Raw genomic sequence first — 25,587 nt, forward strand, 5'->3', positions numbered from 1 at the left:
TCATCCCAACAGCTTGGTGCGCTCGACCCTGGCTTCATACCAATGGTTGAAGCCGAGCAGGGCGTGGCGCAGCACCAGGCCAATGAACAGCAGCGGCACGAGGAACAGGGCGAGTTTGCCCATGGCGATCCAGTAGTCGTTTTCGTAGATGCCGGCGATGGCCCCACGCATCGCGGTGACCGAATAGCTCACTGGCAGCCATGGGCTTATATCGCTGATGAAATGCGGCAGAATCGAGAGCGGGTAGGCCGCGTTCGAACCGGAGATCTGCATGACGAGGAACAGCACGCCTATCGCCTTGCCCACGTTCGCGAACGTGGAGACGAGCGTGTACGTGAAGAACGAGTACACGATGGAGCTGAACCACCCCACCAACATGAAGAGCCATGGGTGCACCACCTGCACGCGTAGGAAGAGCAGGGTGCCCGCGCAGGAGAATGTGCTCTGCAGCAGCGCGATCGAGACGAACACCCCGTAGTGGCCGAGGAAGATCTGCCATGGTTTCGGGTTGCCGAGTTCGCGCTGGCGTTTGCGTGAGATGCCGATCTTCAAGGTGACCACCAGCAGCAGCGCGCCCACCCATAGCGGAAGGAACGTGTAGAACGGCGTGAGCGCGGCGCCGAACGTGTCGACCGGGAACAGGGCGACGCGCTTGAGCTCCACCGGCGTGCTCAGTGCGGTGCTCAGCGTGGCGGTGTTGCCGCTGAGGAGCTTTTTGATGGTGCCCATGTTGCCGGTGTCGAGTGCCTTGGCGAACTGGGTGTTGAAGTTCGTGAGCTCCTTCGCGGCGTCGGTGAGCTGGGTGGCCGCGTTGTCGATGAGCTCGTGCACCGAGTCGAGCTGTTTGTTCGCGTCGCTGGCCGTGCCCGATAGGCTGTCGAGTGAGGAGTCGAGCGTGCTGACGGTGCCGTTGAGCGAGTTCGCCGCGTCAGAGAACGCGTTCGTCATCGCGGTGAGGTCGGGCTTGATCGTCTCGTCGAAGTCCTTGGAGATCGACGAGACCGACGATTGCGCCTTGCCTGCGAGATCCTTGATTTCCTGCCGGGTCTCCTTGCTGGAGCCGACCTTGGAGTCGACGTCGTTCGCGGCTGTGGTGAGACGGTCTGCAGTCTGGTTGAGGTCGTCGGCCACCGCGCCGATCCGGTTGATGAACGCCTGCACGGCGGATTTCGCCACCGGTCCCAGATTGTCGGATTTGTCGAGCAGTTCCTGCAGTCTGCCGCGCGTGGTCGCGTACGCCGTCGCCTCGGTGCGCACGTTGCCGGCGAGGTTGTTGATTGCCGCAGACGTGTCGCCGGCCTGCTTGTCGACCGCCGAGAACAGCTCGTCCACACGGTCGTTCAGACTGCCCAAACTCGTTTTCGAGGTGTCGATCGCCGTGCCGAGCGCATTCACCGACGTGCCGAGCGCGCCGGAGAGGTCGCTCACGCCGGTTTTGGCGGCGGAGAGATCGTCGACTCCCGTTTTCGCGGATGCGCGCGCGTCGGCGATGAGCTTGTTCGAGCTGGCGAGCAGCGTTTTCGCGGAGTCGGTGAGCGACGAGTATGTGCGCAGTACCGCCGCGCTGTCGTTCAGCATGCCCGCGAGGTCGGCTATGTTGCCGTTGAACGACTTGAGCCGCTGCTGGTATTCGGGCTTGTCGAGCATGTCGAGCATGGACGAGGCCAGATTCAATGCGGTGTCGGTGAGCGTTTTCGAGAACGTCTGGTTGATCGTGGCGGCGATGGTGTCGGCGCCCTGGCCGGTCACCTTCGGGGCGAGCGCGTTGAGTTTCTCGTTGTTGTAGTAGTCGAGCGTGGCGTGGTACGCGTCATCGGTGAAGAACGTCATCATGTTCTTCGAGAAGTTCTTCGGAATCACCACGGCGGCGTAGTATTTGCCCGATTTCGTGCCGTCGATCGCCTCCGCGCTCGATTTCGTGAACGTCCAGTCGAGCTGCGAGTTCGCGCGCAGCGTGTCCACCACCTGCTCGCCGATGTTGATGCGCATGGGCAGCAGGTCGCCCTTGTACCCCTCGTCGTCGTTCGCGATGGCGAACTGCAGGTTCTTCGTGTTTGCGAACGGATCCCAGCAGGCCGCCACGTTGAACCAGGTGAACAGGCCGGGGATCACGATCAGGCCGATCGTGATGATGATCGAGACGATGTTGCTGGTGAGGTGCCGCACGTCATCGGCGAAGATCTTCGCGAGCATGCTCATGCCGAGTGCCTCCCGTCGTGGTGGTTGCGCCGGCTTGTGCTCCCGCGGTGCTTCCTCTGCCGTTCCGGTTTGCGCAGTTCGTTGAGATTGAGGTCGAGCGTATCTTCCCGATGGTTCAGATCGCGCTCCTCGCGCCTCTTCTCGGCGCGTTCGCGGCTGTTGCTCGCCGCGTCCGGCCTGAGCTCGTCCGCCGGCACGGTGATGTGGTGCCGGTTGTTGCCGAACACGCCCTGCGCCATGATCATGTCACGCAACGAATCCTCGCTCAGCGAGCCAAGCTCGGTCTGCCGGCGCAGCGATTCGCGGATCGACTCGACCGTCATCAGGAAGATGATGATGATCAGAATCCACGCGATCCATGTGGCGAGCGCCACGAGCTTCGAGCCGTCGGAGGCGCCGACGAACGAGAAAACGATGAACAGGACGATCGGCACCGCGAAACCGGCCACGAGCGCGCCGCGCATCAGCCGCGGGTAGAGTGTGGCGAAACGCTTGGCGCGGCGTTCGATGCGCCTGCGGTATTCACCGTGATCGGCGAGCACATGGAGCGCCTGCGCGAGGTCGAAGCGGTTGGCGGGCATGTACACGCGCTCGCCGACGATCATGTCGCCCTCATGCACCTCGCGGGCGAACAGGTGGTTGAAATTGCCGAGCCAGGGGCGCACCACGAGTCCCACGAAGAACGCGATGGCCGTGAACAAGGCGAGCATGAGCATCTTCGTCAGCCAGTCGCCGTCGTAGAATCCGGCGATCGTCTCGCGGAACGCGTTGATCGAGTAGGTGAACGGGAAGAACGGGTAGAGCGCGCGGTAGAAGTCCGGCATCATCTCGATGGGGTAGAGGCCGGAGGCGCCGGGAATCTGCAGCATGACGAGCGCGACAACGAGCGCCTTGCCCACATGCATGAACGTGGCGGACAGCGCGTAGGCGATGGCCAGGTAAGCGAGCGAGGTGAGCCATGCCGTGAGTATGAAGACGAACCGGTTCGCGCATTGCACGCGTATGATGAGGTCGCCCACCGCGCATACGATGCCCTGCAGTCCGGCGACGATCGCCAGCAGTAGGTAGCGTGCCATGTAGGTCTGGTTCGTCGTCACATGGCGTCCTTCAAGGCCTTCGTTGTCCACTTCGAGCTTGAACAGCACCATGAGCATGAACACGCCCACCCATAGCGCCAGACTCGTGAACAGCGGCGCCATGCCGGATCCGTACGTGTCGATCGGGTAGAGCGTATGCGTGTCGAGCACGGTGGGTGAGAGCATGAACGAGGCGATCCGCGAGGCGTCGAGTGTGCCGTTCTTGCTGCCGAGCAGGTCCGAGAGCACGTTCGTGTTCTCGAGCGTCTTCAGATCGGTGGTCACGGTGTCGATGCGTGTGATGAACTTGCCGAGCAGGTCGTCGGTGCTGTTGAGCGAGCTGGAGGTGGATTGGCAGATCTGCGTGAGCTGGTCGAGGATCAGGTTCGTCTGCCCGGTGAGCGACTGTGTGCCGGTGAGGAAGCCGGAGAGCGTGCCTGCGGTGCCCGAAAGCGTGGCGAGTCCGGAATTGAGCTGCGGTATCGCGCTCGAATTGATCGTGTTGCGTGCGCCGGAGAGCGCGTCGACCGTGGTCGTTGACGTCGCGGAGAACTGGTCGACCGTGCCGAGCGTGCTGTTCGCGGCTGCGGTGGTGGAGTCGTTGAGGGTGGTGAGCGTCTGCAGTGTTTGCGCGACCTTTTCGTTCTCGGCGCTCAGGTCGGTGACGATCTCGTTGATCTGCTCGCTCAGCGGGTTGTCGGGGAGCGCTTTGAGGTCAGCGAGGATCTGCGCGTTCGTCTTGTTCACGCTGGTGAGTTCGTTGAGTGCGCTGCCGGTGGCCCCGCTTGCGGTGAGCACGCCGTTGGCGACACGGGTGGCCGATGTGCTCGCCTTGCCGCTCGCCTGCAGGAACAGATTGCCGCCTTGGTCGAGTTCGGTGGACAGGTCGTTGCTGAACGAGGTGATACCGCCCTGCGTTTTCGTGAGCAGGCCGGATGCGCTGGTGAGTCCTTGGGAGGCGCTTGTGGCGGCCGAGTCGACGCCGGCGAGCGCCTGTTTGGCGGCCGTGGTCTTCTCGTCCACGCCGTCGAGTGTCTTGCGCAGATCGGCGATCATCGTGCGCGATTTGCTCAGATTGGCCTTCGTGGCGTCGAGCTTCGCCACGGTCTGCGCCACGGTGGCGTTGCCCTCCTGTGTGATCTGCACATTCGTTGTGTTGATCGTGTCGGTGACCGCCTTGCTCACGGTGGAGACGAAGGCGCTGTTCACTTGGCGGTCCACGGTGTTCGCGCCGACGTCGGTCATTTTCGGCGCGACGGCGTTCACTTTCTCGTTCACGTAGTATTCGAGCGTGGGGCGTTGGCCGCTGCCGGTGATCACGGCGGCCATGTTCTCGCTGAAGTTGCGCGGGATCACGATGGCGGCGTAGCAATGCCCGGATTCCACGCATTCCATGGCCTTCGCCTTGCCCAGGAAGGTCCAGCCGAGCTCGTGGTTCTCTTTGAGCGTGCTCTCGATCTGGTCGCCGAGCTCGAGCTTGCCCATCATGGCGTTGTCGGCGCCGGCGTCTTCGTTCGCCACGGCCACGGTGATGCCTTTCGTGTTGCCGTATGGATTCCAGAAGCCGATGATGTTGAACCAGGCGTAGAGCGCGGGAATGAAGGTGAGGCCGAAGATGATCACCCAGGCGGCCGGATTGATGATGAGTCGCTTGAGGTCGCGCCGCAGAATGAACCATATGTTGCGCATGACTCCTCTTTCGCCTCCTTCCGCTTGGGGTGCGTGTACTTCTCAGAGATACGGTATACGTAGCGCTACGGACATAGTAGCGTTATTCTGCTCAAGGATTCGCGTGAAGCTCCTCGCCATCTCGGATTTGTGTCCGGATTATGGAAATTGTTCCGGTGATTTCGCGAAACCCTTGTGCGCGCGGCGCATTCTCAATACATTGTGAATCGTTCGGAACCGCGGTGCGGGCGATTACGCCACGGGGCTAGCCCGGCGTTACGCGGTGTTGCAGTACGAGACGAGGAGGCGAAGGCATGAGCGACATGGAACGAGATGCGCGGAGGCGTGAGGTGCGGGCTGCTGGCGGCACCCGTCTGACCGTTGCCGATCTGATCAACGTGGGCGTGTTCGGCGCCGTCTATTTCGCGCTCGTGGGCGTCGCCGCATTGGCGAGTATGGCAGTGTTCGGCGTTGCCGGCAACATTCTGCTGCCCGCCATCGCGGCCGTGCTCGCCGGGCCGGTGTTCATGCTCATGGTGGCTCGGGTGCGCAGATTCGGTGCGATCACGCTCATGGGGCTCATGCTCGGCCTGTTCCTGTTCGTTTCGGGTCACTTCGCGACCTCGCTCGTCACGGCGATCGTGTTCCCGCTGGCGGCGGACTGCATTGCCAGATTCGGGGCATGGCGTCGCCCATGGGCGCTCATGCTGAGCTATGTCGTGTTCAGTTTCGGTTGCACCGGGCCGATTCTGCCGTTGTGGATGATGAAGGACGCCTACATTGCCAGCCTTGAACGCAAAGGCAAGGACGCTGCTTACATTGACGCGCTGTTTGGCGCGGTGAACGGCACGACCTTCGTGGTGGCGATGGTGGCGATTGTGATCGGCGCGCTGGTCGGCGGCCTCTTCGGCATGCGCCTGATGCGCAGGCATTTCCTCAAGGCGGCCGTGGCATGACGGAGGTGGTTGTTCCACGTGAAACTCGCGTGCCGATTCGTGCCACCCGCGGCGTGCTGCACTTCGACCCGCGCGTCAAGCTCGCCATGCTTGTGGTGGCCAATATGATGATGTTCCTGCATGTGGGGCCGTACGCCGGCATGATGGGAGTGCTGCTGTTCTCGCTGCCCATGCTATGCGGGGGCAAGATCGCGCTGGGCATGGGCATGCTGGCCTGCTATGCGATGTGCCTGGGCGTGGATTGGCTCGCCGCGGCCGTGGCAGATGCGGCACCCTGGCTGCATGTGCCGGGGGCGTTGGCCGCTGGTGGCGCAATGATGCTGCCGTGCCTCATCGCCGGCATGAGCGCATTCGCAACCACGCCTCCCGGCGAGCTCGTCGCCGCCCTGAGGCGGTTGCATCTGCCCGATGCGGTGGTGATTCCGGCGATCGTGCTGTTGCGGTTCTTCCCTACGATCGCGCGTGACTACCGCATGATTCGCTGCAGCATGCGCCTGCGCGGCATCAATGTGGGAGGCTGGGCCATGCTGTGCCACCCGATGCGCTCGCTCGAATACGTGCTGGTGCCGCTGTTGATGAACGCGGCGAATGCGGCGCACGATCTCACCGTCTCCGCCCTCACCAAGGGCCTCGGACGGCGACGTGCCACATCCAGCTCCGCCATGCTGCACATGCAGGCAATCGACTGGGCCATGCTGGCATTGTGCTGCCTGCCGCTTATACCATGGCAGGCCTAGCACGGGTATGGCGGGCGAATGACGGTGATGGCTGTGATATTCAAGGAGGGGTATGAACGGGACTCGATGTGCGTTGGATGGTTGCTCGTTCCGGTATGCGTCGGATGAATCCGCTGACGGTGTGGAACGCGGAGTGCATGCGATCGACCATGTGTCGCTGCAGGCACGTGCGGGCGAGGTCGTGATGCTCGTCGGGCGCAGCGGGTGTGGCAAGACCACGGTGACCAGACTGCTTAACGGGCTCGCGCCCGAGTATTTCCGGGGGAGTCTGCACGGTGAGGCCCGCGTGGGTGGACTCCACGCCGGCGTGGCGGCGGTGGAGGACTATGCGACCGAAGTGGGGTCGGTGTTCCAGAATCCGAAAACACAGTATTTCCATGCGAACTCGACTGACGAACTCGCGTTCCCCTGCGAGAACGCAGGCATGGAGCCCAGCGAGATCCGCCGTCGCATTCGCGAACGGCTGCGTGCGTTCGACGTCGAACATCTGCACGACCGCAACATTGTCGACTGTTCCGGCGGTCAGCAACAGCAGCTGGCGGTCGTGGCGGCCACGATGCTCGACCCGGGGGTGCTCGTGCTCGACGAGCCGACGAGCAATCTGGACGCGGAGGCCATGGAACGGTTGCGCAACATGGTCAAGCGGCTCAAACGCGACGGCATCGCCATCGTGATCGCCGAGCATCGGCTCGCATGGGTCGCCGATCTGGCCGACCGGTATGTTGTGTTCGACGCCGGTCGCGTGGTCGGCGAATACACCGCGGAACAATTCCATGCGCTGCCCGAGTCCCAGCGGCGTGCATGGGGTCTGCGTGCGCTCGAACTGAGCGGGCCGCGGGGACAGGTCGAGCGGATCGCGCAACGAGCGGAACCGTCCGGCGAGAAGCCGGTGATCGCAACGCGTGGTCTGAAGGTCGGGTATGAGCGGCGGCGCCTGTTCGGCCGAACCAAGCGCGGATTCGTGCGCGAGGTGGGCGATGTGAATCTGTTCGCCGGGCAGATCGTGGGGCTCATAGGGCGCAACGGCGCGGGGAAGAGCACATTTGTGAAAACGGTGTGCGGGCTGGTCGAACCGGTGGCGGGCGAGATTCTCGTCGATGGGCGCGCGGCGAAACCGGGCAGGCTCTCCGCGTTGTGCGCGATGGTGATGCAGGATGTGAACTACCAGCTGTTCGCATCGAGCGTGCGCGAGGAGATGCTGCTCGAGGCGATGCAGCATGTGCGTACGGCCGAAGATGCGCAACGGGTGCGCGAGCGCGCCGATGGGATTCTGCGACAGCTCGGTCTGCTCGACTTCGCCGAACGGCACCCGATGACGTTGTCGGGCGGCCAGAAGCAGCGGTTGGCGATCGGTGTGGCGCTCATGGGCGAGAAACGGGTCGTGGTGCTCGACGAGCCGACAAGCGGGCTCGACCGCCACCATATGCTGCAGGTCGGGGCGCTCATGCGCGACCTGGCTGACCGTGGCGTGTGCGTGCTCGTCGTGACGCACGACGACGAGCTGGCCGCCGAGGTGTGCGACCGCATCGTGCGGTTCTGAATGCACATGCGGGGCCCCGGGCGAATGCGGTCGGGGCCCCGCAGGAACGTCAGTGGGCGAGCATCTCCTTGACGATCTCGTCGTCGCTCATCGACGCCGGGTAGTAGGTGGGCCAGTGCTCCATCTGCTTGATCACCTCGTCGTGGGAGTCGCCGGTGAAGATGTGGAAGTGCGCGGCCTTGCCAGGTGCGATGCCGTGGTCGGAGAACTGCACGGCCTTCGGCGCGCCCTGCGGCACGTCACCGGTGGCGGTGAACAGGTAGCGCACACCGCGGTTGCCCTTCGCATAGTCGAGGATGCGATGGCCGTCGTAGCGGTAGGTGGCCGTCACCTTGCGCCCGTTGGTCGTGAATGCCATGCGGTCGCCCTCTATGGTGATGGTCTCGGTGTCGGTTTTGTAACCGGCGTCGTAATAGGCGGTGTATTCGTCTGCGGTCTTGTCGCCGGTGGCTGCCTTGTGCTCCATCACGCCACGCAGCTTGCCGTTCTTGAGCAGCGGGTAGACGGAACGCCATTGGCCGGCGTAGTCGGCTATGGTGCGGTCCTTCACCTGCTGTGTGAGGAACCAGCCGTGCTGGGGATCGTCGGCCAGCGCTTGGTTGGTGATCGTCGTGAGCCAGCCCAGCAGCGTCTTGTGGTTCTCGGGCAGCTGCTCGGTGACGCTGATGATCGTCTTGCCGCTTTCGCGTGCGGCCGCGTCGAGCTTCTTGGCGAATCCACCCATTTCCTGCGGATTGACGATGAGCATGTCCACATTCGAACTCCCCACCGTGTCAAGCGCGTTCTTGAGGTCGGAGGCCGAGGGCTCGGCGTCGTTGTTCATCGCGTTCGTGTAGGAGTCCGGGGTTTTGTCGGTGGCGCCGATGTAGTCGAGCAGGTGGCCGATGATCGATTCGGTGGCCACATAGCGGCGCTGCAGGTTCTTTGCCCGTGCGCGGTTGACGAGCGCCGTGTATTCGGCGTATTCGGCGTTCCAGGTATTCGAGTGGCGTCGCGCGGTGGCGGCCGTCTCGCTCGCTTCACCGGACTTCGTGACGTAGGCGGAGGTGATCGCCTCCGACATCTTGAGCACGGCCGCCGGGCTGAACCACAGATGCGGGTTCACCGTGCCGTGATGGTGATGGTGCCCCTCGCCCTCTTCGTGGTCGTGGTCATCCTGACTGTCGGCGATGCCCATGAGCGACGATGCCTTCACGATGCGCTGGCGACCTTCGTCGAGCTGCGCCTTCTGGGCCCATCCGTCGTAGCCGGCGCCGTTGAGCACCACGACGTCGGCGCGTGCGAGCTTCGTGAGATCCGCCGGTGTCGCTTCGTGGTCATGGGGGTCTGCGGCCGTGGAATTGATGATCGAGGTCACGTTGACGCAGGAGCCGCCGAGCTGCTGGGCGAGCGAACCCCACTGGTTCACCGACGCCACGACGTTGATCGTGGTGTCGCAGCTGTCGGTGGTCTGCCGTGCGGCTGCGGCCGAGGTCCTGTTTTCTCCGGCGTTGTTTCCGCAACCCGACAGAGTGCTGGCGGCGAGTCCGCACACCGCAAGGCCGGCGAGGAATGCGATCGCGGTACGGGTGATCGGCCGGCGTCGTGGTTCGTCATGCGTTGCGGAGCGTTGGTTTGTAGATTGTTCTGTCATGCTCGTCTCTGTTCCCTCTCCATTGTCTTCTATGCCATCTATTGGGAATCGTTCTCAATAACGAGCGTAGCAAATGAGAACGATTCTCAATAATCGAATCTGCATAGTGGACACAAATATGAGACAGCAGATGGTGGGAATCACCCATACGGCATGGCAAGCGGAGTGCGCGCCGCAGATGCGATGTGCGCGGGATTACAGGAAGTTTCGCAGCGCGGTCGCGTCGTTATAGGCGCGGTTGTAGAGGTTCTGAATCTTGTCGGGATCCTTGGTGAGCGTGCTCACGCCGTCGATGCTCTTCGGCGCGATGATGCGCACCTTGCCCTGCGCCTCGAGTCTCTTGCACATATTGAGCTCGACATTGTAAGTATGCGCGCGGTTCGCCAGTGCGCGTGCCGCCTCGGGGTAGCGGACGGCGAGCATCATCGAGCTGGCGATGTCTTTGTCGGGATTGCGGTAGAAATCGCGCGGCCGCGTCAGAATGACGACGAGTTTCGTGCAGCCATCGGCAAACGCCTGGCGGAACGGAATCGGGTCGCTGATCGTGCCGTCGAAATACGGGCGCCCATCCAGTGGGTAGGGTTTGTCGAGCACCGGCAGGCAGGCGGTGGCCTTGAGCGCGTCGTAGTGATTGCGGCTCATGGACTCGGGGCCGAGGTACTTCGGCATGCCGCTGAGCGCATCGGTGACGGTGATGCGGTACGGCACGCCGCCGGCCACGAGCGCATCGTAGTCGAGCGGGTCCTCGCCGTCTTCGTTCATCAATGTGCCGTAAATGTAATCAAGACCCAAATACGACCCGTCGCGCAGGAAATTGCCCAGACTCATGTACTCGGGGCGTGGGCAGTACTTGGTGTAGAACCGCAGCGGGCGGCCGCGCTGGCCCGCGAGGTACGAGGTGATGTTCGCGGCGCCGGCGGAGACGCCCAGGCCGTAGTCGAAATGGATGCCGTTGTCGAGGCAGTAGTCGAGCACGCCGGTGCTGTAGGCGCTGCGCAGGCCGCCGCCCACGTCGATGACGCCCACCTTCTCGCGGCGTGTGGGTCGTGTCGGCTGCGTGGTCTGCTGCACCGCCATCACCTCGATTGCGCTCGATCGTATGCATTGATCTGTATCCATTGAAATCGATGAATGAGGTGCGATGGCGGAGGGCGCGCTACAAATTCGCGAGAAATGTCTGCTTTTTTCGTGAGTCCCCATGGGAGATTCCCTATGCTGGTGCCTATGAACGACGTGAATCCGTATGCGGCTGCGGCGCACATCGAGGTGCTGCCGCTCACGCCGACGCGCCAGTCGATAGAACGCGCGCTGGTGGAATGGATGACGCAGACCGGCCGCCCGGCCAGTGATCTGAGCGTTTCTGCGCTGTGCAAGAAGGCGTTCGTGGCGCGCAGCACGTTCTACGCGAACTACCGGCATATGGGGCAGGTGTATGAATCGGTGGAGAACCGGCTGCTGCGCCAGCTCTTCGAGTGCGCAGTGCCGATGCGCGTGCGTGCAGACGGCACCGATGAGACGATGCGTTCGTTCAACGCGTTCGTGAAGGTGCTGCACGCGCATGAGAACGAGTTCCGGTTGGTGTTGGTGCGCCAGCCGAGTTCGCGGTTCGTGGCGTTGTGGAAGCAATCGCTCGAATACCATGTGTGGCACCGGCTGTTCGAAACCGAGCGCGGCGGTGCCGCGGCAGTTGATGCGGTTGCGGAATGGGGTGACGGTGCCGCGCCAGGTACGTCGAATGGCGGTTCGGCAACATCTCAGGAGGGATTGCCGGCTGGAACGGATGCCGATGCGACAAACCGGAACGAATTGCCGGTGCGGCAGGGGCCTGCGACGGTGAACCGGGCGCTCGTGTTCGACATGGCCGCGACGGCGTTCATCGCGGGCGTCACGTTCTGGCTGCGCACGCCGCAGGCGGTCTCGTTGCCCGAGATTCGCGCCTCGGTGGTGAAACTCGTGAACAACATCGACGAGATCTGGTGATTGTTCTCTATCGTTCTCTTGCCTAATCTGCCCCTCTGCGATTCTCCTCTGCATCTGCCCCCTGCGATTCGCCTCTGCGTAATTTGGGACATTTGCACTGTGTTTTCTGTCCCTCCTTACGCAGAGGGTGAGGTGAGAGGGTGAGGCTGAGATGGCGGCACGCAGATGGCGCCTCCGACTCAGTTCTTGCTGGAATCCGAGCTGCCGGAGTCGGCGTTCGAGTCGGAATCGTTGGACTGGCTGCGGTTGCGCGCATCGCCGTTCGACTCGCCGTTGGCGCCGTCTGAATCCTGCATGCCCGGCATCTGGCCGTCCGCACGGTAGGAACGGCGGTTCCGCGAGCCGTTGCCCGAGCCGAAGTCCGGCATAGACTCGCCGTCCCCGTCGCCTTCACCGAAGCCGCGGTCGCCTATGCCGCGCATCATCATGTTCGAATGCGACGGTTCGTTCGACCGGTAGATCGCGTTCGTGACCGCCGTGCCCGCAATGCCGGCGACGAGGCCGCACCCGAGGCTGATCGCCGCGATGATGCCGATGGTCTTGCCGCCCGGTTTGCCGCGCAACGTCGCCGTGCCGCGGTTGCCCGGTGCGCCGCCATTCATGGGCATCTGACCGCCCTGCGGATTGTTCGGGACGCCGTTGCCGCCCATGTTCGGCTGCGCGGTGTTGGCCGCCGTGGTGAAGGGCTGCTCGCCGTTCTGCGGCGCATAGCCCTGGCTTGGCGGAATCTGCTCGCCCTGCTGCTGCGCGAAGTCGAAGGCGTAGCCCTGTGGTTGGGTCGGCGCATCCGCTTGGGTATGCGCGATCTGCGCAGTGTCGGCCGCCGCTTGGGTTTGCGAACCGCCCTGCGGCCGGATGATCTCGGTGTTCGTGTTGTCGTGCTGTGCCATATTCATTCCCCAATCTGTGTCGATATCTGTAGAAAATTCGCAAACCGAATTGCGTATGGAATCAGTACAGCAGCCGAAGTTTGAGACGAACTCTGGAACAGATTGGCACAGACTGCCGAATTACTTGGGGATCACTGGAAACCGTGTGAAGAAATTGAAAGTGCCCCCCCAGGGATTCGAACCCTGAACCCACGACTTAAAAGGACGCTGCTCTAACCGTTGAGCTAGAGGGGCAACACCGCACATATTACAACGGGTGCGGGAAAACGCAAAATGCGGGTGTGCGCGGTCGGCGTGGCGAGCGGGTGGCGCGCTGAGTAGTCTGTAATTATGTCTTGCACAACGCTATTGGTGGGAAAATCAGCGAGTTACGACGGCTCCACGATCATCGCACGCAACGATGACTCGGGCAGCGGCACCTATGATCCGAAGAAATTCGTGGCGGTGCGGCCCGAAGACCAGCCGCGGCACTACCGCAGTGTGATCAGCCACATGGAGATCGATCTGCCCGGCGACCCGTGCCTGTACAGCATTGTGCCGAACGTGCGCCCAAATCGCGGCGTGCTCGCCGAAGCGGGCGTCAACGAACACAATGTGGCGATGAGCGCAACCGAGACGATCGCCGTGAATTCGCGCGTGCTCGCCGCCGATCCGCTCGTCAAGCTCGTGCCGGCGCATGGCGAACCCGGTGACGCGGACTATCGCGAAGAGGTGCCCGGCGGTTTCGGCGAGGAGGACATCATCACGCTCGTGCTGCCGTATGTGAGGACGGCGCGTGAGGCGGTCGCGCGCATCGGCGAGCTGCTCGCGACCTACGGCACCTATGAGTCGAACGGGATCATCGCCAGCGATGTGGATGAGATCTGGTATGTGGAGACGATCGGCGGCCATCACTGGATTGCGCGCCGCGTGCCGGACGACTGCTACGCCGCCATTCCGAACCAGCTCGGCATAGATTTGCTCGACATCGACGACGCGATGAGCGAATGCCGCAACAATATGTGCAGCGCCGATCTGGCCGATTTCATCGAGGCGAACCATCTCGACCGCGCCATGCCCGACCCCGAGTTCGCAAACCACACCGCGCAGCATATCAATCCGCGCACGGTGTTCGGCACGGCGACGCCGAAGGACGCGATCTACAACACCCCGCGTGCCTGGTACATGCAGCGGCATCTCAACCCGAGCGACGACTGGGATTCGCCGGCCGCGCAATACCGCCCGGATTCGCAGGACATGCCGTGGGCGCGCGAACCGGAGAGCAAAGTGACCATAGAGGACGTCGCGTTCCTGATGGGCTCGCATTTCCAGGGCACGCCGTTCGACCCGTACGGCACGACCGGCACGGCGGAATCCCGGCACCGCTACCGTCCGATTGGCGTGAACCGCACCGGGCAGATGGTCTGCATGCAGATTCGCCCGTACGCGCCCGCCGCCTATCGTTCGATCATGTGGGTCTCATACGGTTCCGGCGCGTTCACCACGCCCGCGCCCTTCTACGCGAATGTGACCGATACGCCGGCCTACCTGCGCGACACCGACGGCGAGAATGCGTCAACGAACTCGCTGTACTGGACGAACCGCATACTCGCGGTGATGGCCGACGCGCATTACTATGACACGGACGGCGAGATCGAACAGTACATCGAAGATGTGCAGGCGCATGGCCACCGGCTTGTCGCGGACACCGACGCCTCGATTCGCGCCGATGCCGACGCGCTGGCGAGCGACTCCGCGCACGAGGGGCTCAAGGCGGTGCGTCTGGAGCTTGAGACGGCGAACAAGGCGATGGCAGATTGGTTGCAGATGCGCACGCAGACGTTGCTCAATCAGGTGCTCTACACGACGAGCAATCTCATGCACAACGCGTTCAAGATGAGTGACCACTGGATGAGCTGAGTGCAGGCCGCAGGCCGTTGCGTAATAGGCGCGGCCGCTACGCAATTCCTCTGCATGAGTGCAGTTCTCTTAGTGCAGCCCTCTGCGTAATTTGGGACATTTGCACGGTATTTTCCGTCTCTTTTTACGCAGAAAGGGCCGGTTTGCGTAATTGGGGACATCGCTGGGCTGCTTTCTGTCTCTTTTTACGCAGAAGGGGCTGGCGCAGAGGGGGATTCGGTGCGCGTTTCCTCCGTACCGTCATTCTCCGCGGCTCGCTGCGCCGCCTTCTTCGCCTTCTCGCCCTCGAAGCGCAGTTCCGGCTTCGCCTTCATGCGTGACAGGCCGTTCCATGCGAGGTTCACAATGAGCGCGGCGAGCTGCTCCTTGCTCACTTTGCGCTGGTCGGCCCAATACTGCCCGGTGAACACCGTCATGCCCACGAGCATCTGTGCGTAATACGGCACGCCTTTCGTGGGGAGCTTCTGCTTCTTGAACCATTCGCTCAAGATCTCGCCGACGCGCATCGACACATCGCCCAGCAGCGACGAGAACGAGCTCGATGGGTCGGTGCTTGGCGAATCGCGCACAAGCACCTGGAATCCCTCGGCGTTCTCCTCTATATAGGTGAGCAATGCGAGCGCCGTGCGCTCCACGATCTGCCGCGGATGCACGTCCTGTGCCGATAGCGCGGCCACCAATGTGTCGTTGAGTGCGCGCATCTCGCGGTCGACCACCACCGCGTACAGGCCCTCCTTGCCGCCGAAATGCTCGTAGACGATTGGCTTGCTCACTTTTGCGGTTGCCGCGATCTCCTCCACGCTCACCGCTTCGAACCCCTTGGCGGCGAACAGCGAACGCCCTATGCGCAGTAGCTGTTCACGACGTTGGTATGAAGACATTCTCGAAGCATTGGCCATGTGCCCATCTTTTCACGCGCGCTGGAAATCTGCATATATATATACTGCGACACGCTTGGTTTTCCAACAGATTTCAGATTCGCGCGGATTCGCGGCACTGTCCGTTGCGCTTTTTACGCTGGGGTTATGGATACAAACACGATTTACGCCATTGTGATCATCGCGGTCATCGCCGTCGCGCTGATTATCGGCAGCTGGCTCATCGGCCGCTCGCGCCGCAACGCGATCAACAAGTCGACCGAGCACGCGAAGGCGGCCGCCGACGCGCGCCTGGCCGCAGAACGCGCGCAGGCCGAGCAGGAGGAGCGCGAGGCACACGAACAGGCGAAGGAGCCCGCGGAAAGCGGGGCGCGGCAATCTTCCGGCGGCAAACCAGCGGAGCCGACCAACGAGGAGAAGATCGAGGCCGAGGAGCCGGCGATTTCACGCGCCGAACTCGAGGCGCAGGAGCGTGAGCGGCTGTCCCAGACACCGCCGAAGCTCGCCGCGGCGGAGGAGGTGCCGGGCGAGGAGTCTGCACAGGCGGAATCTGTGGTCGAAGACCTCGCCGTGGTCGACGAGGTGCCGACGCCGCCGGCCGAGCAGATCGAGAAGCCGGCCGGCAAGAAGAGCCGACTGCAGCGGCTGCGCGAACGGCTGAGCAAGTCGAGCAACCCGTTCGGCAAGGCCCTGTTCAACATTCTCGCGAAAGACCAGCTGTCGGAGGCGGACTGGGAGGACGTCGAAGACACGTTGCTGCTTGCCGACGTGGGCGCCGAGGCGAGCGAGGAGCTCGTGGACAAGCTACGCACCGACGCGCGCGTGACCGGTGAGAGTGATCCGCGACAGCTGCGCGACGCGCTGCGCTCCGAGCTGCTCGCGCTGGTGGGGCCAGACATGGATCGCACGCTGGAGGCCGAGAAGCCGGATGCGAAGAAGCCGAGCGTCATCATCATGGTGGGCGTCAACGGCACCGGCAAGACGACCACGGCGGGCAAGCTCGCGCGTCTGTTCGTCTCCGAAGACAAGACCGTGCTGCTCGGTGCTGCCGACACGTTCCGCGCCGCCGCCGCCGATCAGCTCGAGACGTGGGGCGCGAAGGTGGACGTGCCGGTCGTGCGCTCCGACCGCGAGGGCGCGGACCCGGCGTCGGTGGCGTTCGAAGCGAGTGCGAAGGCGAAGGAACTCGGCACCGACGTGCTCATCATCGACACCGCGGGACGCCTGCAGAACAAGGCCAATCTGATGGACGAGCTGGGCAAGATCCGCCGCGTGGCCGAGAAGAACCTGCCGGTGGACGAGGTGCTGCTCGTGCTCGACGCGACCACCGGGCAGAACGGCATGGCGCAGGCGAAGGTGTTCGCCGAGGCGATCGGCATCACTGGCGTCGTACTCACGAAGCTCGACGGTTCGGCGAAGGGCGGCATTGTCATCTCGGTGCAGAAGGAGCTCGGCGTGCCGGTCAAGCTCGTCGGCGTGGGCGAGGGGCCCGACGATCTGGCGCCCTTCGACCCGGAGTCGTTCGTGGACGGCATTCTGGGCGAGTGATCTGAGTTCGCGCGCCTTTCGCTCAACCGCCGCTGGCATTCTGGCAATGCCGGCGGCGGTTTCCGTTATGCAATGCAACCACAAATGCGGAATGGGCTCATATGGTTACACTCTCGTAACGCGTCGTAACGTTCTCAAAACTCGGCGGGGGTTCCATAGCACATGTGGGTTCCGTAGGCCCCTCGCCGAGCGGAGCCGCGAAAGAGAGTTATCCGTTGTAGAGGCGGATGGAAAGTATAGAAAAGAGAGGGGTGTTCGCATGAGTCAGCTTGATTCCGGCAACGCCGCGTGGATATTGACGAGCGCCTGCCTGGTGTTTCTTATGACGCCTGGCGTGGCGCTGTTCTATGGTGGCATGGTCCGTGCCAAGGCCGTGCTCAACATGCTCATCATGGAGGCCGCAGCGCTTTCCGTCACGATGATCATCTGGGGCCTGTGGGGCTGGTCCATCGCCTACGCCGGCAATTCGATCGGCGGTGTGTTCGGCGACCCGGCCACCGGCTTCCTGCTTCGTGACACCATGGTTGCACAGGATGGCGTGTTCACCTCCGCCAGCCTCAACAGCAACAACTACCCGGCCAGCGTCGACGTCGCATTCCAGGCCGCATTCGCCATGATCACCGTCGCGCTCATCTGCGGTGCCATCGCCGAACGCGTCAAGTACAGCACGTGGATGATCTTCGTCGCGCTGTGGATCACCTTCGACTACGCCCCAATGGCCCACATGGTGTGGAACGGCGGTCTGCTTTCGGCGGATGGCGCGATCTCCCAGGCTCTTGGCGCAGCCGCCCACGATTTTGCAGGCGGTACCGTTGTTCATATCAACGCCGCAGTCGCAGCCCTCATCATCGTGCTCATCATTGGCAAGCGCAAGGGCTTCGGTGTCGAACCGATGCGCCCGCACAACGTGCCGTTCGTCATGCTCGGCGCCTTCCTGCTGTGGTTCGGCTGGTTCGGCTTCAACGCCGGCTCCGCATTCGCCGCCAACGGTGTCGCCGGCTATGCCTGGGTCTCCACCTCGCTCGCCGCTGCCGCTGCAATGCTCACCTGGGGCTTCACCGAGAAGATTCGCACCGGCCACTACACCGCAATGGGTGCCGCTTCGGGCATCGTCGCCGGTCTCGTCGCCATCACGCCGGCCGCTGACGTGGTCTCGCCGATCTGGGCCATCGTGCTCGGCGCCATCGCCGGTGTGGTCACCTGCCTGGCCTGCTCGCTCAAGTTCAAGCTTGGCTACGACGATTCGCTCGACGTGGTTGGCGTCCATGGCGTCGGCGGTCTCGTCGGCACCGTGCTCCTCGGCTTCTTCATGGAAGGCACTGGCCTCTTCTACAGCGGCAAGTGGAACCAGCTCGGTGTGCAGCTGATCATCGCCATCATCGCCATCGCGTTCTCCGCGGTGATCACCACGATCATCGCCTTCGCACTTGAGAAGACCATTGGCTGGCGCGTCACGCAGGCCCAGGAAGTGGCCGGCATCGACTTGGCCGATCAGGGCGAACGTGCCTACGATTTCGCTGGTACCGCCAGCTCTGTTATTAGGGAGATGAAGTGAGATGAAGCTCATTACCGCAATCATTCAGCCACATAAGCTCGACGATGTGAAGGAGGCGCTCGCCTCCGCCGGCGTGCACGGTCTCACCGTCTCCGAGGCGAACGGCTACGGCCGCCAGCGTGGTCACACCGAGATCTACCGCGGCGCCGAGTACACCGTGGACCTCATTCCGAAGGTGCGCGTGGAAGTGCTCTCCGATGATGCCGATGCCGAGACGTTGGTCGATGTGATCGTCAAGTCCGCCGGCTCCGGCACGATCGGCGACGGCAAGGTCTGGGTCGCCCCGCTCGACATGGTGGTGCGCGTGCGCACCGGCGAGACCGGTTCCGCCGCGATCTGACGCCTTTACGGATTTCTCCAGATAACCCTAAGTGACATCCCCGCCACGCACGGCCCGTGTACGGCGGGGATTGTCATATTCGCGCGTGGCCTCCCTGCGTAAGTTATGCGCCATCCCCTCCTCCCCTGCGTAATTGGGGACAGTTTCAGACTGCAGTCTGTCCCTTTTACGCAAGTCATTACTTTGCGTAATTTGGGACATTTTTGGCGCTATCTGTCTCTTTTTACGCAAGGTATCTTTACTTTTTACGCAAAAAGGGTGTGCATGCAAAGGGCACAACAAGCGCAACGAAATGAGAAGAGATGAGAACATGGCGATGAGCACATTGAAACAGCAGTTCCTCGAGCTGAGCGAGCCGGATGCCGACGGCGTCTACCGCAATGGCAGCGCCAAGCGCATGGCCCGCACGAATCTGGCGATGCGCGAGCTTGAGGCATTGTGGAACGAGGCCGTGCACTCCGTGCCGTTCCAGATTCCCGACTCCGGCATCGGCCTGGCCGCGGTGGGCTCGCTCGCACGCGGGCAGATCGGCCCCGCCTCCGACCTCGACCTCGTACTGATCACCGCCGACCATGTGGCGCTCTCCACCACGCAGCTCAACGAATTCGCAAACAAGCTGTGGTATCCGATCTGGGACAGCGGGCTCGACCTCGACCATTCGGTGCGCACGGTGAGCCGATGCGAATCGGTGACCGACCACGATCTGCCCGCTGCGATGGGCTGGCTCAACGTGAACCCGATCGCCGGCGACCGGCACCTGATCGAGACCACGGCCACGGCGATCCTCGAACGGTGGCGCAAGGCGGCGCGCAAACGGCTGCCCGAACTGCTGGAATCTGCAAACGTGCGCAACGAGCGCTTCGACAGAATGTCGTATGTGAACCAGCCCGACATCAAGGAGTCGCGCGGCGGTCTGCGCGACACGGTGCTCCTCTCCGCGCTCGCCGCCTCCTGGCTCGCCGACCGCCCGCACGGCCGCTATGACGACGCGGTGGAACGTCTGCTCGACGTGCGCGATGCAATCCATTTGATCACGCGCAAAGACGCGGACAGATTGCTCACGCAATACCAGGCCGAGGTCGCCGCGATGCTCGGTCTCACCGATCCCACGCTGCCGGAGGGGGAGCGTGAGGCGAAGTCGATTGACGACCTGCAGACGCTGCTCGCGAGTCTGAGCCGCACAATCGCGTTCGCGCTCGATTCGACCGCCTCACGCGCGCAACGCACGCTCGTGCACGACAAGCCGCGGTTCTCGTTCTTCCAGATTCTCTCACCGCGCGCCGGCGGCAAGCGCGAGGCGCCGAAATTCGAGATGCTCGCGCCGGGCGTTGCCAAACACGAGCAGGAGATCGTGCTCGCCCCACAGGCGGACCCGCTCGCCGACCCCGCGCTGCCGCTGCGCGTGGCCGCGGCCGCCGGGCGTGAGGGTCTGCCGATCAATACGTCCACGTTGGTGAATCTCAAACGTGCGCCGATTCACGACAAGGCGTGGAGTGACGAGATGCGCCGGCTGTTCGTGGAATTGCTGGCGAGTGGCGAGCGGTTGCCGCAGGTGTGGGAGGAGCTCGATTTCGTGGGCATTCCGGGCAGACTGATGCCCGAATGGGACGCGATTCGCAACCGGCCGAGCGTCTCCGCGGCGCATCGCTACACGATCGACCGGCATATGCTCGCAGTGACCGCGCAACTGGGGCGTGAGCGGCCAGTCAACGGCGGCGCCTTCGATGACGTCCACTACACGGCGTTGCTGCTCGCGGGGATTCTGCACGACATAGGCAAGCGGCCGGGCGTAGCCGATCATGCGGCGGAGGGCGCGCGCCACGCTGCGGTGATTGTGCGGCGCATGGGATTCGACGATCAGATGGTGGATTGGGTGCGCCTGCTCGTGCGCGAACACCTGACACTCTCGGATTTCGCCAGCTCGCGCAACCCGAACGACCCGGAGGTGGGCGCCGAACTGGCGTCGCTGGTGGACGGCGACCCCCAGCTGCTCGACATGCTGTTCGCGCTGACGAAGGCTGACATGTCGTCGCTGGGCGCCACCGCCGGCGAGACGATCTCGAACACGGTGGGGTGGAGCAAATGGCGCGCGCGTCTGGTGACGCAGATGGCCGCGCTGGCGCGTGCCTCCATGTGAGCGTTTCGCCACTGTGATTATCCACAACGGGAACATGGTCGTGTGGATAACTGCACAGGTTATCCACAGGGTTATCCCCATCATGTGGATAACTCGAGGATTCTCCCACAGTTATCCACAGGTGATTTTATCTATGGCGCCCGCGCCCACTCTTCACCTTGTCATTCATCGATTTCTGCGCATGCGCCTGCATCTGCAATCATTGGTAGTAAGGACCCGGATTGCATGAATGTAGCATATATGCTACATTCTATTGATGGAAAGGATAGTGTTCGAAGTATATGAGGACGCCTCATGGCGAGATAGATCGTGCCATGAGAATCTACAGATTACTCGCACAGAAAGGAGAGTGAGGAGTTTATGCGCAGCTTCAACAGCATGCTTGATGAACAGATGGACGATCCCGAATTCGCGACGGTGTTCGAGGCCGAAATAGAGCGTTTGAATGCGGCGGTCGCCGTATCGCGGGCCCGGGAGGAGGCGAGGCTCACCCAGGAGCAACTGGCCGAGCGCAGCGGCGTGAGCAGAGTGACCATCAACAGGATAGAGCGGGGTAAACTCAATCCCTCCATGAAGACACTGTCGCGCTTGGCCCGAGCCATGGGCAAGCAGGTGCGGGTGTCCATCAGCTGAATGGCATGCGACACCGCGCGTACTCAGTACATTGCATGCCCCCTTATAATCGAGAGCTATGGCTGACGGATTCCACAACAACACTCGCACCGACACCAGCGCCAATGCCGCTGGTCTCTTCGACCGCGTCCCCCCGCACGACGACAACGCCGAGATGGCGACGCTTGGCGGTATGCTCATGAGCAAGGACGCCATTGGCGAGGTTTCGCAGATCGTTTCGGTGGATGACTTCTATGAGCCGAAGCACCAGACGATCTACGAGGCGATCATTGGCAAGTTCTCCGCATCCGAGCCCGCGGACGCCGTCACCGTGGCCAACAGGCTGAGCGACTCCGGAGACCTCGACAAGGTCGGTGGCATCGACTACCTGCATTCGCTCATCGCCTCCGTGCCCACGGCTGCGAACGCCTCGTATTATGCGGAGATTGTGCACCAGCGCGCGCTGTTGCGCCGCGTGATCGCCTCGGGTACAAAGATCGCGCAGCTCGGCTATGACGCCGAAGGCTCGCAGGCGCAGGATGTGATCAACATGGCGCAGGCCGAGGTGTACGAGATGAGCACCGGCCGCGTGCGCCAGGACTACGCCCCCGTGCAGGCCGCCGTGCACGATGCGCTCGACCAGATCGACAGCATTCAGAAAGGTGAGCTCCAGGCGGGCGTGCCCACCGGCTTCCAGGAGATCGACGAGGTGACCAAGGGCCTGCAGCCGGGCCAGATGGTGGTGGTCGCCGGCCGCCCGGCCATGGGCAAGTCCACGCTCGGTGTGGATTTCGCGCGCTCCGCCGCCATTCACCACCACGACACGACCATTCTGTTCAGCTTGGAAATGAGCAAGGTCGAACTTGCGCAGCGCATCATCTCGGCGGAGACGGGCGTGCCGCTGGCCGCCTTGCGCAATGCCGACGACATTGACCCGAACCGCTGGAACACGCTCAACAACTTCTATGCGAGGCTTCAGGACGCCCCGCTGTTCATAGACGATTCGCCGAACATGAGCCTCATGGAGATCCGCGCGAAATGCCGCCGGCTCAAGCAGACGAACGACCTCAAGCTCGTCGTGATCGACTACCTGCAGCTCATGACCTCGGGCAAGGCCGTGGAAAGCCGCCAGCAGGAGGTCTCCGAGTTCTCGCGAGCACTCAAGCTGCTTGCCAAGGAGCTCGAGGTGCCGGTGGTGGCGTTGAGCCAGCTCAACCGTGGCCCGGAAATGCGCAACGACAAGAAACCGCAGCTTTCCGACCTGCGCGAATCCGGCTCCATCGAGCAGGACGCCGACGTGGTGTTCCTCGTGCACCGCCCGGACTTCTACGACGAAGAGGACCGCCCGGGCGAGGCTGACATCATCATGGCCAAGCACCGCAACGGCCCGACGCGCACCTTCGGCCTGGTGTTCCAAGGCCAGTACTCACGCTTCAGCGACATGAACCGCGAGGTGTGACGCGGAGGCATCTCACGGGTGGGCGCGGCATGCGAGTATGAATTGGCATAACAACAGCGAACACGATTGACGACACGATTGACAAGAGGCAGGCATATGGCAGATTCCGGCACCTCCAATGCGAACCCGGTGCGCACGCACGCACCCTGGTATGGCTTTGCGACCCCGTTCGTGGGCAAATCCGTGCGCTGGGCCTCGCGCCTGCTCCATCACGGCGGCAGCGCGTTCCCCGGCAAGGTGGTGGAACGGTTCGACCCCACGTTCCTGAGCCGCACGCTGAGCACATTGCCGCTCGGCGTGGTGCTCGTCTCCGGTACGAACGGCAAGACCACCACCACCCGCATGGTCGCCACGATGCTTGAATCGCTGGGTCTCAAGGTGTTCACGAACCCGACCGGCTCCAACTTCACGCGTGGCGTCGTCTCGTCGATCCTCACCGAAGTGCCGCTGAACGGCCGCTTGGACGCCGACATCGCCGTGCTCGAACTCGACGAGGCCTACGCCGTGCACTTCGTGGAGCAGGTGCAGCCACGCTATGCGCTGCTGCTCAATGTGATGCGCGACCAGCTCGACCGTTTCGGCGAGATCGACAACACCGCTCGGCTTCTTGGCCATGTTGCCGCGGCGACGCGCGGTACCGTGGTGCTCAACCGAGAGGACCCGCGCATCGCACGCCTGCGCGACGTGGTGAAGGACGGCGTGCGCACCCGCTACTTCGGCTTGGCCGAAGGCCTGCGCCATTATTTCCCCGCCGACGACGATATGACCACCACGTTCCAGGTGCAGTCCGCAGACTCGGCGCAGGCTCCCGAAGCTGCGGATGCGCAGATCGTCGACGTCGCGCACGATGTCGGCACCGCGCACGAGCTGCACGCCGACGTCATGCTCACCAAGGTGGGCGACCACCATGCGCAGATGGTGATCGACGGGCGTGAATACGAGTCCGACGTCAAGCTGGAAGGCGTCTACAATCTGTTCAATGCGGCCGCTGCGCTCGCCGTGGTGCGCGCCGTGCAGGCTGACCTGCGCAAGCCGAACGCGGTGGGGTACGCGGCCGCCCAATTGGGGCGTGCAGATTCTGCCCGCGCCCGCGCATTCACCGCGCGCGCTCACACATTCGCCGACGCCGACACCGACGCGCTGTTCGCCGCGCTCGCCGACGTGACGCCGGCATTCGGCCGCGGCGAGGTGATCGACGTGAACGGTTCCCCAGTGGAGCTGCTGCTCGTCAAGAACCCGATGGGCTTCCGCCTGGCGCTCGCCTCGTTCCCGCCTGAAAGCGCCGACACGATGATTGCGATCAACGACCAGTACGCCGACGGCCGTGACATGAGCTGGCTGTGGGACGTCGATTTCACGAGTCTGCGGCCCACCGGCGTCGCGATGGTGTCCGGCGTGCGCGCGTGGGACATGGCATTGCGTTTGGAATACGACCAGGTGCCGGTGGCGAGGGTCGAACCCGACCTCAACGCTGCCGTGCGCGAGTTCGTCAACGCGAATCCGGGCACGCCAAAACACATCTACTGCACGTACACGGCCATGCTCGCCATTCGTGCCGAGCTCGCCACCGTGGCCGACGTGGCGGACGCCGGCGTGGGCAAGTAGGTAGCGGATTCAGCACAGCAGATTTTCCGATTGGGCAAATACAAGACAGGAGTAGGGGAGGAGCCGGAATGAGCAAAGCAATCGACGTGGTGTCGCTCTACCCGAAAGACATGAATATATACGGCGACAGCGGCAATGTGCTCGCCGTGGAGCGCAGGCTCGCACTGTACGGGTACGAGCCGCATGTGCATGCCGTGAACCAGAACGACCCGTGGCCTGAGCATGCCGACATCATTCTGGGTGGCGGCGGCCAGGACACCGGTCAGAAGAAGATCATCGAAGACCTCTTCCGCCGTGCCGACAGATTGCGCGACCTCGCGGAGCACGGCGTGCCGATGCTCATGATCTGCGGGCTCTACCAGCTGTTCGGCGAGTATTTCGAAACGATCGACGGCACGAAACTTGAGGGCATCTCGATCATTCGCGCCTACACGGTGGGTCGTGACGTGCGCATGATAGGCAATCTCGTCGAGCACAGCGCACAGTTCGGCGATGTGCTTGGCTATGAGAACCACTCCGGGCAGACCTTCCTGCGCGAGGGCGTGCAGCCGCTCGGCACGGTGGACGGCGACGGCACGGGCAACAACGGCGAGGACCACACCGAAGGCGCGCGCGTGCACAATGTAATCGGCACCTACATGCACGGCTCGCTGCTGCCGAAGAACCCGAAAATCACTGATTTCATGATCCGCACGGCGGTCGAACGCCGCTACGGCGCATTCGACCCCGAGCAGACCGACGCCCAGCGTGCCGAGCTCGCGCGGATCGACGAATACGCGGCGCACGCGCGCGAGGCGGCGGCTACACGGCCCCGGTGAGTGTGAGAATCTGTGCTCTCGGGTAAAAAACCCACGGCGTGACCGTCTGCGTTTGCG

General features: G+C 63.1%; 19 protein-coding genes and 1 tRNA gene. 13 read left to right on the forward strand and 7 right to left on the reverse strand.

The window, feature by feature from the left end:
- Both OGI63_RS00640 and OGI63_RS00645 read right to left on the reverse strand, forming a co-directional pair.
- Window positions 1-2,199 (reverse strand): YhgE/Pip domain-containing protein, encoded by a 2,199-nt coding sequence (locus OGI63_RS00640; protein WP_004218481.1) that lies wholly within the window; start codon window positions 2,197-2,199, stop codon window positions 1-3.
- Entirely contained in the window at window positions 2,196-4,964 is a 2,769-nt protein-coding gene (locus tag OGI63_RS00645) for a YhgE/Pip domain-containing protein (protein WP_004218482.1), read from the reverse strand. The genes OGI63_RS00640 and OGI63_RS00645 overlap by 4 nt, the downstream gene beginning before the upstream one ends.
- A gap of 293 nt (window positions 4,965-5,257) precedes the next feature.
- Here OGI63_RS00645 and OGI63_RS00650 point away from each other — a divergent pair, with 293 nt between their 5' ends.
- Genes OGI63_RS00650 through OGI63_RS00660 form a run of 3 tightly spaced genes read left to right on the forward strand, consistent with a single transcriptional unit; the run spans window position 5,258 to window position 8,176 of the window.
- Window positions 5,258-5,899 carry an MptD family putative ECF transporter S component gene (locus OGI63_RS00650; RefSeq protein ID WP_004218483.1) on the forward strand — a complete coding sequence of 214 codons (642 nt, stop codon included), beginning with the start codon at window positions 5,258-5,260 and terminating at the stop codon, window positions 5,897-5,899.
- A complete protein-coding gene (locus tag OGI63_RS00655; protein ID WP_004218484.1) occupies window positions 5,896-6,636 on the forward strand; it encodes an energy-coupling factor transporter transmembrane component T in 741 nt (246 codons plus the stop codon). The genes OGI63_RS00650 and OGI63_RS00655 overlap by 4 nt, the downstream gene beginning before the upstream one ends.
- A gap of 52 nt (window positions 6,637-6,688) precedes the next feature.
- Window positions 6,689-8,176, forward strand: coding sequence for an ABC transporter ATP-binding protein (locus tag OGI63_RS00660; protein WP_004218485.1), 1,488 nt, complete (start codon window positions 6,689-6,691; stop codon window positions 8,174-8,176).
- A 49-nt stretch (window positions 8,177-8,225) separates the two neighbouring features.
- Here OGI63_RS00660 and OGI63_RS00665 read toward each other — a convergent pair whose 3' ends face one another.
- Together OGI63_RS00665 and OGI63_RS00670 are read right to left on the reverse strand one after the other, a co-directional pair.
- Window positions 8,226-9,809 (reverse strand): metal ABC transporter solute-binding protein, Zn/Mn family, encoded by a 1,584-nt coding sequence (locus tag OGI63_RS00665; RefSeq protein ID WP_004218486.1) that lies wholly within the window; start codon window positions 9,807-9,809, stop codon window positions 8,226-8,228.
- 195 nt (window positions 9,810-10,004) lie between these two features.
- Window positions 10,005-10,886 (reverse strand): patatin family protein, encoded by an 882-nt coding sequence (locus tag OGI63_RS00670; RefSeq protein WP_004218488.1) that lies wholly within the window; start codon window positions 10,884-10,886, stop codon window positions 10,005-10,007.
- A 147-nt stretch (window positions 10,887-11,033) separates the two neighbouring features.
- Here OGI63_RS00670 and OGI63_RS00675 point away from each other — a divergent pair, with 147 nt between their 5' ends.
- On the forward strand, window positions 11,034-11,789 hold the full coding sequence (locus OGI63_RS00675) for a hypothetical protein (RefSeq protein WP_012619655.1): 756 nt from the start codon (window positions 11,034-11,036) through the stop codon (window positions 11,787-11,789).
- 179 nt (window positions 11,790-11,968) lie between these two features.
- Here OGI63_RS00675 and OGI63_RS00680 read toward each other — a convergent pair whose 3' ends face one another.
- Both OGI63_RS00680 and OGI63_RS00685 read right to left on the reverse strand, forming a co-directional pair.
- The gene (locus OGI63_RS00680; protein ID WP_004218491.1) at window positions 11,969-12,679 is read right to left on the reverse strand and encodes a hypothetical protein; all 711 of its coding nucleotides are present in this window, start codon (window positions 12,677-12,679) and stop codon (window positions 11,969-11,971) included.
- Window positions 12,680-12,840: 161 nt separating this feature from the next.
- Window positions 12,841-12,913, reverse strand: a tRNA-Lys gene (locus OGI63_RS00685).
- Between the two features lie 96 nt (window positions 12,914-13,009).
- On the opposite strand from OGI63_RS00685, the gene OGI63_RS00690 reads away from it, so the two are divergent.
- On the forward strand, window positions 13,010-14,578 hold the full coding sequence (locus OGI63_RS00690; protein ID WP_004268977.1) for a C69 family dipeptidase: 1,569 nt from the start codon (window positions 13,010-13,012) through the stop codon (window positions 14,576-14,578).
- A gap of 185 nt (window positions 14,579-14,763) precedes the next feature.
- Here OGI63_RS00690 and OGI63_RS00695 read toward each other — a convergent pair whose 3' ends face one another.
- Window positions 14,764-15,477 carry a TetR/AcrR family transcriptional regulator gene (locus tag OGI63_RS00695; protein ID WP_004218493.1) on the reverse strand — a complete coding sequence of 238 codons (714 nt, stop codon included), beginning with the start codon at window positions 15,475-15,477 and terminating at the stop codon, window positions 14,764-14,766.
- Between the two features lie 126 nt (window positions 15,478-15,603).
- On the opposite strand from OGI63_RS00695, the gene ftsY reads away from it, so the two are divergent.
- From ftsY to OGI63_RS00735, 8 genes are all read left to right on the forward strand, one after another.
- Window positions 15,604-17,004: a signal recognition particle-docking protein FtsY gene (ftsY, locus tag OGI63_RS00700; RefSeq protein WP_004218494.1), complete on the forward strand. Its 1,401-nt coding sequence runs from the start codon at window positions 15,604-15,606 to the stop codon at window positions 17,002-17,004.
- A 259-nt stretch (window positions 17,005-17,263) separates the two neighbouring features.
- Complete coding sequence (locus OGI63_RS00705; protein WP_004218495.1) at window positions 17,264-18,559, forward strand: ammonium transporter; 1,296 nt, start codon at window positions 17,264-17,266, stop codon at window positions 18,557-18,559.
- Window position 18,560: 1 nt separating this feature from the next.
- Window positions 18,561-18,899, forward strand: a complete 339-nt coding sequence (locus OGI63_RS00710; RefSeq protein WP_004218496.1) for a P-II family nitrogen regulator — start codon at window positions 18,561-18,563, stop codon at window positions 18,897-18,899.
- A 310-nt stretch (window positions 18,900-19,209) separates the two neighbouring features.
- On the forward strand, window positions 19,210-21,036 hold the full coding sequence (locus tag OGI63_RS00715; protein WP_004218497.1) for a nucleotidyltransferase domain-containing protein: 1,827 nt from the start codon (window positions 19,210-19,212) through the stop codon (window positions 21,034-21,036).
- A gap of 360 nt (window positions 21,037-21,396) precedes the next feature.
- On the forward strand, window positions 21,397-21,669 hold the full coding sequence (locus OGI63_RS00720; protein ID WP_004218498.1) for a helix-turn-helix transcriptional regulator: 273 nt from the start codon (window positions 21,397-21,399) through the stop codon (window positions 21,667-21,669).
- 58 nt (window positions 21,670-21,727) lie between these two features.
- On the forward strand, window positions 21,728-23,107 hold the full coding sequence (gene dnaB / locus OGI63_RS00725; RefSeq protein ID WP_004218499.1) for a replicative DNA helicase: 1,380 nt from the start codon (window positions 21,728-21,730) through the stop codon (window positions 23,105-23,107).
- A 96-nt stretch (window positions 23,108-23,203) separates the two neighbouring features.
- Window positions 23,204-24,712 (forward strand): Mur ligase family protein, encoded by a 1,509-nt coding sequence (locus tag OGI63_RS00730; RefSeq protein WP_004218500.1) that lies wholly within the window; start codon window positions 23,204-23,206, stop codon window positions 24,710-24,712.
- Window positions 24,713-24,780: 68 nt separating this feature from the next.
- Complete coding sequence (locus OGI63_RS00735; RefSeq protein ID WP_004218501.1) at window positions 24,781-25,530, forward strand: type 1 glutamine amidotransferase; 750 nt, start codon at window positions 24,781-24,783, stop codon at window positions 25,528-25,530.
- Window positions 25,531-25,587: the final 57 nt, after the last annotated feature.

The sequence above is a fragment of the Bifidobacterium sp. KRGSERBCFTRI genome (assembly GCF_025908335.1).

What these genes read in the sequence shown, in the direction of transcription:
- OGI63_RS00640 (WP_004218481.1), bottom strand. Translation starts at nt 2,199, where the DNA reads ATGAGCATGCTCGCGAAGATCTTCGCCGATGACGTGCGGCACCTCACC.
- OGI63_RS00645 (WP_004218482.1), bottom strand. Translation starts at nt 4,964, where the DNA reads ATGCGCAACATATGGTTCATTCTGCGGCGCGACCTCAAGCGACTCATC.
- OGI63_RS00650 (WP_004218483.1), top strand. Translation starts at nt 5,258, where the DNA reads ATGAGCGACATGGAACGAGATGCGCGGAGGCGTGAGGTGCGGGCTGCT.
- OGI63_RS00655 (WP_004218484.1), top strand. Translation starts at nt 5,896, where the DNA reads ATGACGGAGGTGGTTGTTCCACGTGAAACTCGCGTGCCGATTCGTGCC.
- OGI63_RS00660 (WP_004218485.1), top strand. Translation starts at nt 6,689, where the DNA reads ATGAACGGGACTCGATGTGCGTTGGATGGTTGCTCGTTCCGGTATGCG.
- OGI63_RS00665 (WP_004218486.1), bottom strand. Translation starts at nt 9,809, where the DNA reads ATGACAGAACAATCTACAAACCAACGCTCCGCAACGCATGACGAACCA.
- OGI63_RS00670 (WP_004218488.1), bottom strand. Translation starts at nt 10,886, where the DNA reads ATGGCGGTGCAGCAGACCACGCAGCCGACACGACCCACACGCCGCGAG.
- OGI63_RS00675 (WP_012619655.1), top strand. Translation starts at nt 11,034, where the DNA reads ATGAACGACGTGAATCCGTATGCGGCTGCGGCGCACATCGAGGTGCTG.
- OGI63_RS00680 (WP_004218491.1), bottom strand. Translation starts at nt 12,679, where the DNA reads ATGGCACAGCACGACAACACGAACACCGAGATCATCCGGCCGCAGGGC.
- OGI63_RS00690 (WP_004268977.1), top strand. Translation starts at nt 13,010, where the DNA reads ATGTCTTGCACAACGCTATTGGTGGGAAAATCAGCGAGTTACGACGGC.
- OGI63_RS00695 (WP_004218493.1), bottom strand. Translation starts at nt 15,477, where the DNA reads ATGGCCAATGCTTCGAGAATGTCTTCATACCAACGTCGTGAACAGCTA.
- ftsY (WP_004218494.1), top strand. Translation starts at nt 15,604, where the DNA reads ATGGATACAAACACGATTTACGCCATTGTGATCATCGCGGTCATCGCC.
- OGI63_RS00705 (WP_004218495.1), top strand. Translation starts at nt 17,264, where the DNA reads ATGAGTCAGCTTGATTCCGGCAACGCCGCGTGGATATTGACGAGCGCC.
- OGI63_RS00710 (WP_004218496.1), top strand. Translation starts at nt 18,561, where the DNA reads ATGAAGCTCATTACCGCAATCATTCAGCCACATAAGCTCGACGATGTG.
- OGI63_RS00715 (WP_004218497.1), top strand. Translation starts at nt 19,210, where the DNA reads ATGGCGATGAGCACATTGAAACAGCAGTTCCTCGAGCTGAGCGAGCCG.
- OGI63_RS00720 (WP_004218498.1), top strand. Translation starts at nt 21,397, where the DNA reads ATGCGCAGCTTCAACAGCATGCTTGATGAACAGATGGACGATCCCGAA.
- dnaB (WP_004218499.1), top strand. Translation starts at nt 21,728, where the DNA reads ATGGCTGACGGATTCCACAACAACACTCGCACCGACACCAGCGCCAAT.
- OGI63_RS00730 (WP_004218500.1), top strand. Translation starts at nt 23,204, where the DNA reads ATGGCAGATTCCGGCACCTCCAATGCGAACCCGGTGCGCACGCACGCA.
- OGI63_RS00735 (WP_004218501.1), top strand. Translation starts at nt 24,781, where the DNA reads ATGAGCAAAGCAATCGACGTGGTGTCGCTCTACCCGAAAGACATGAAT.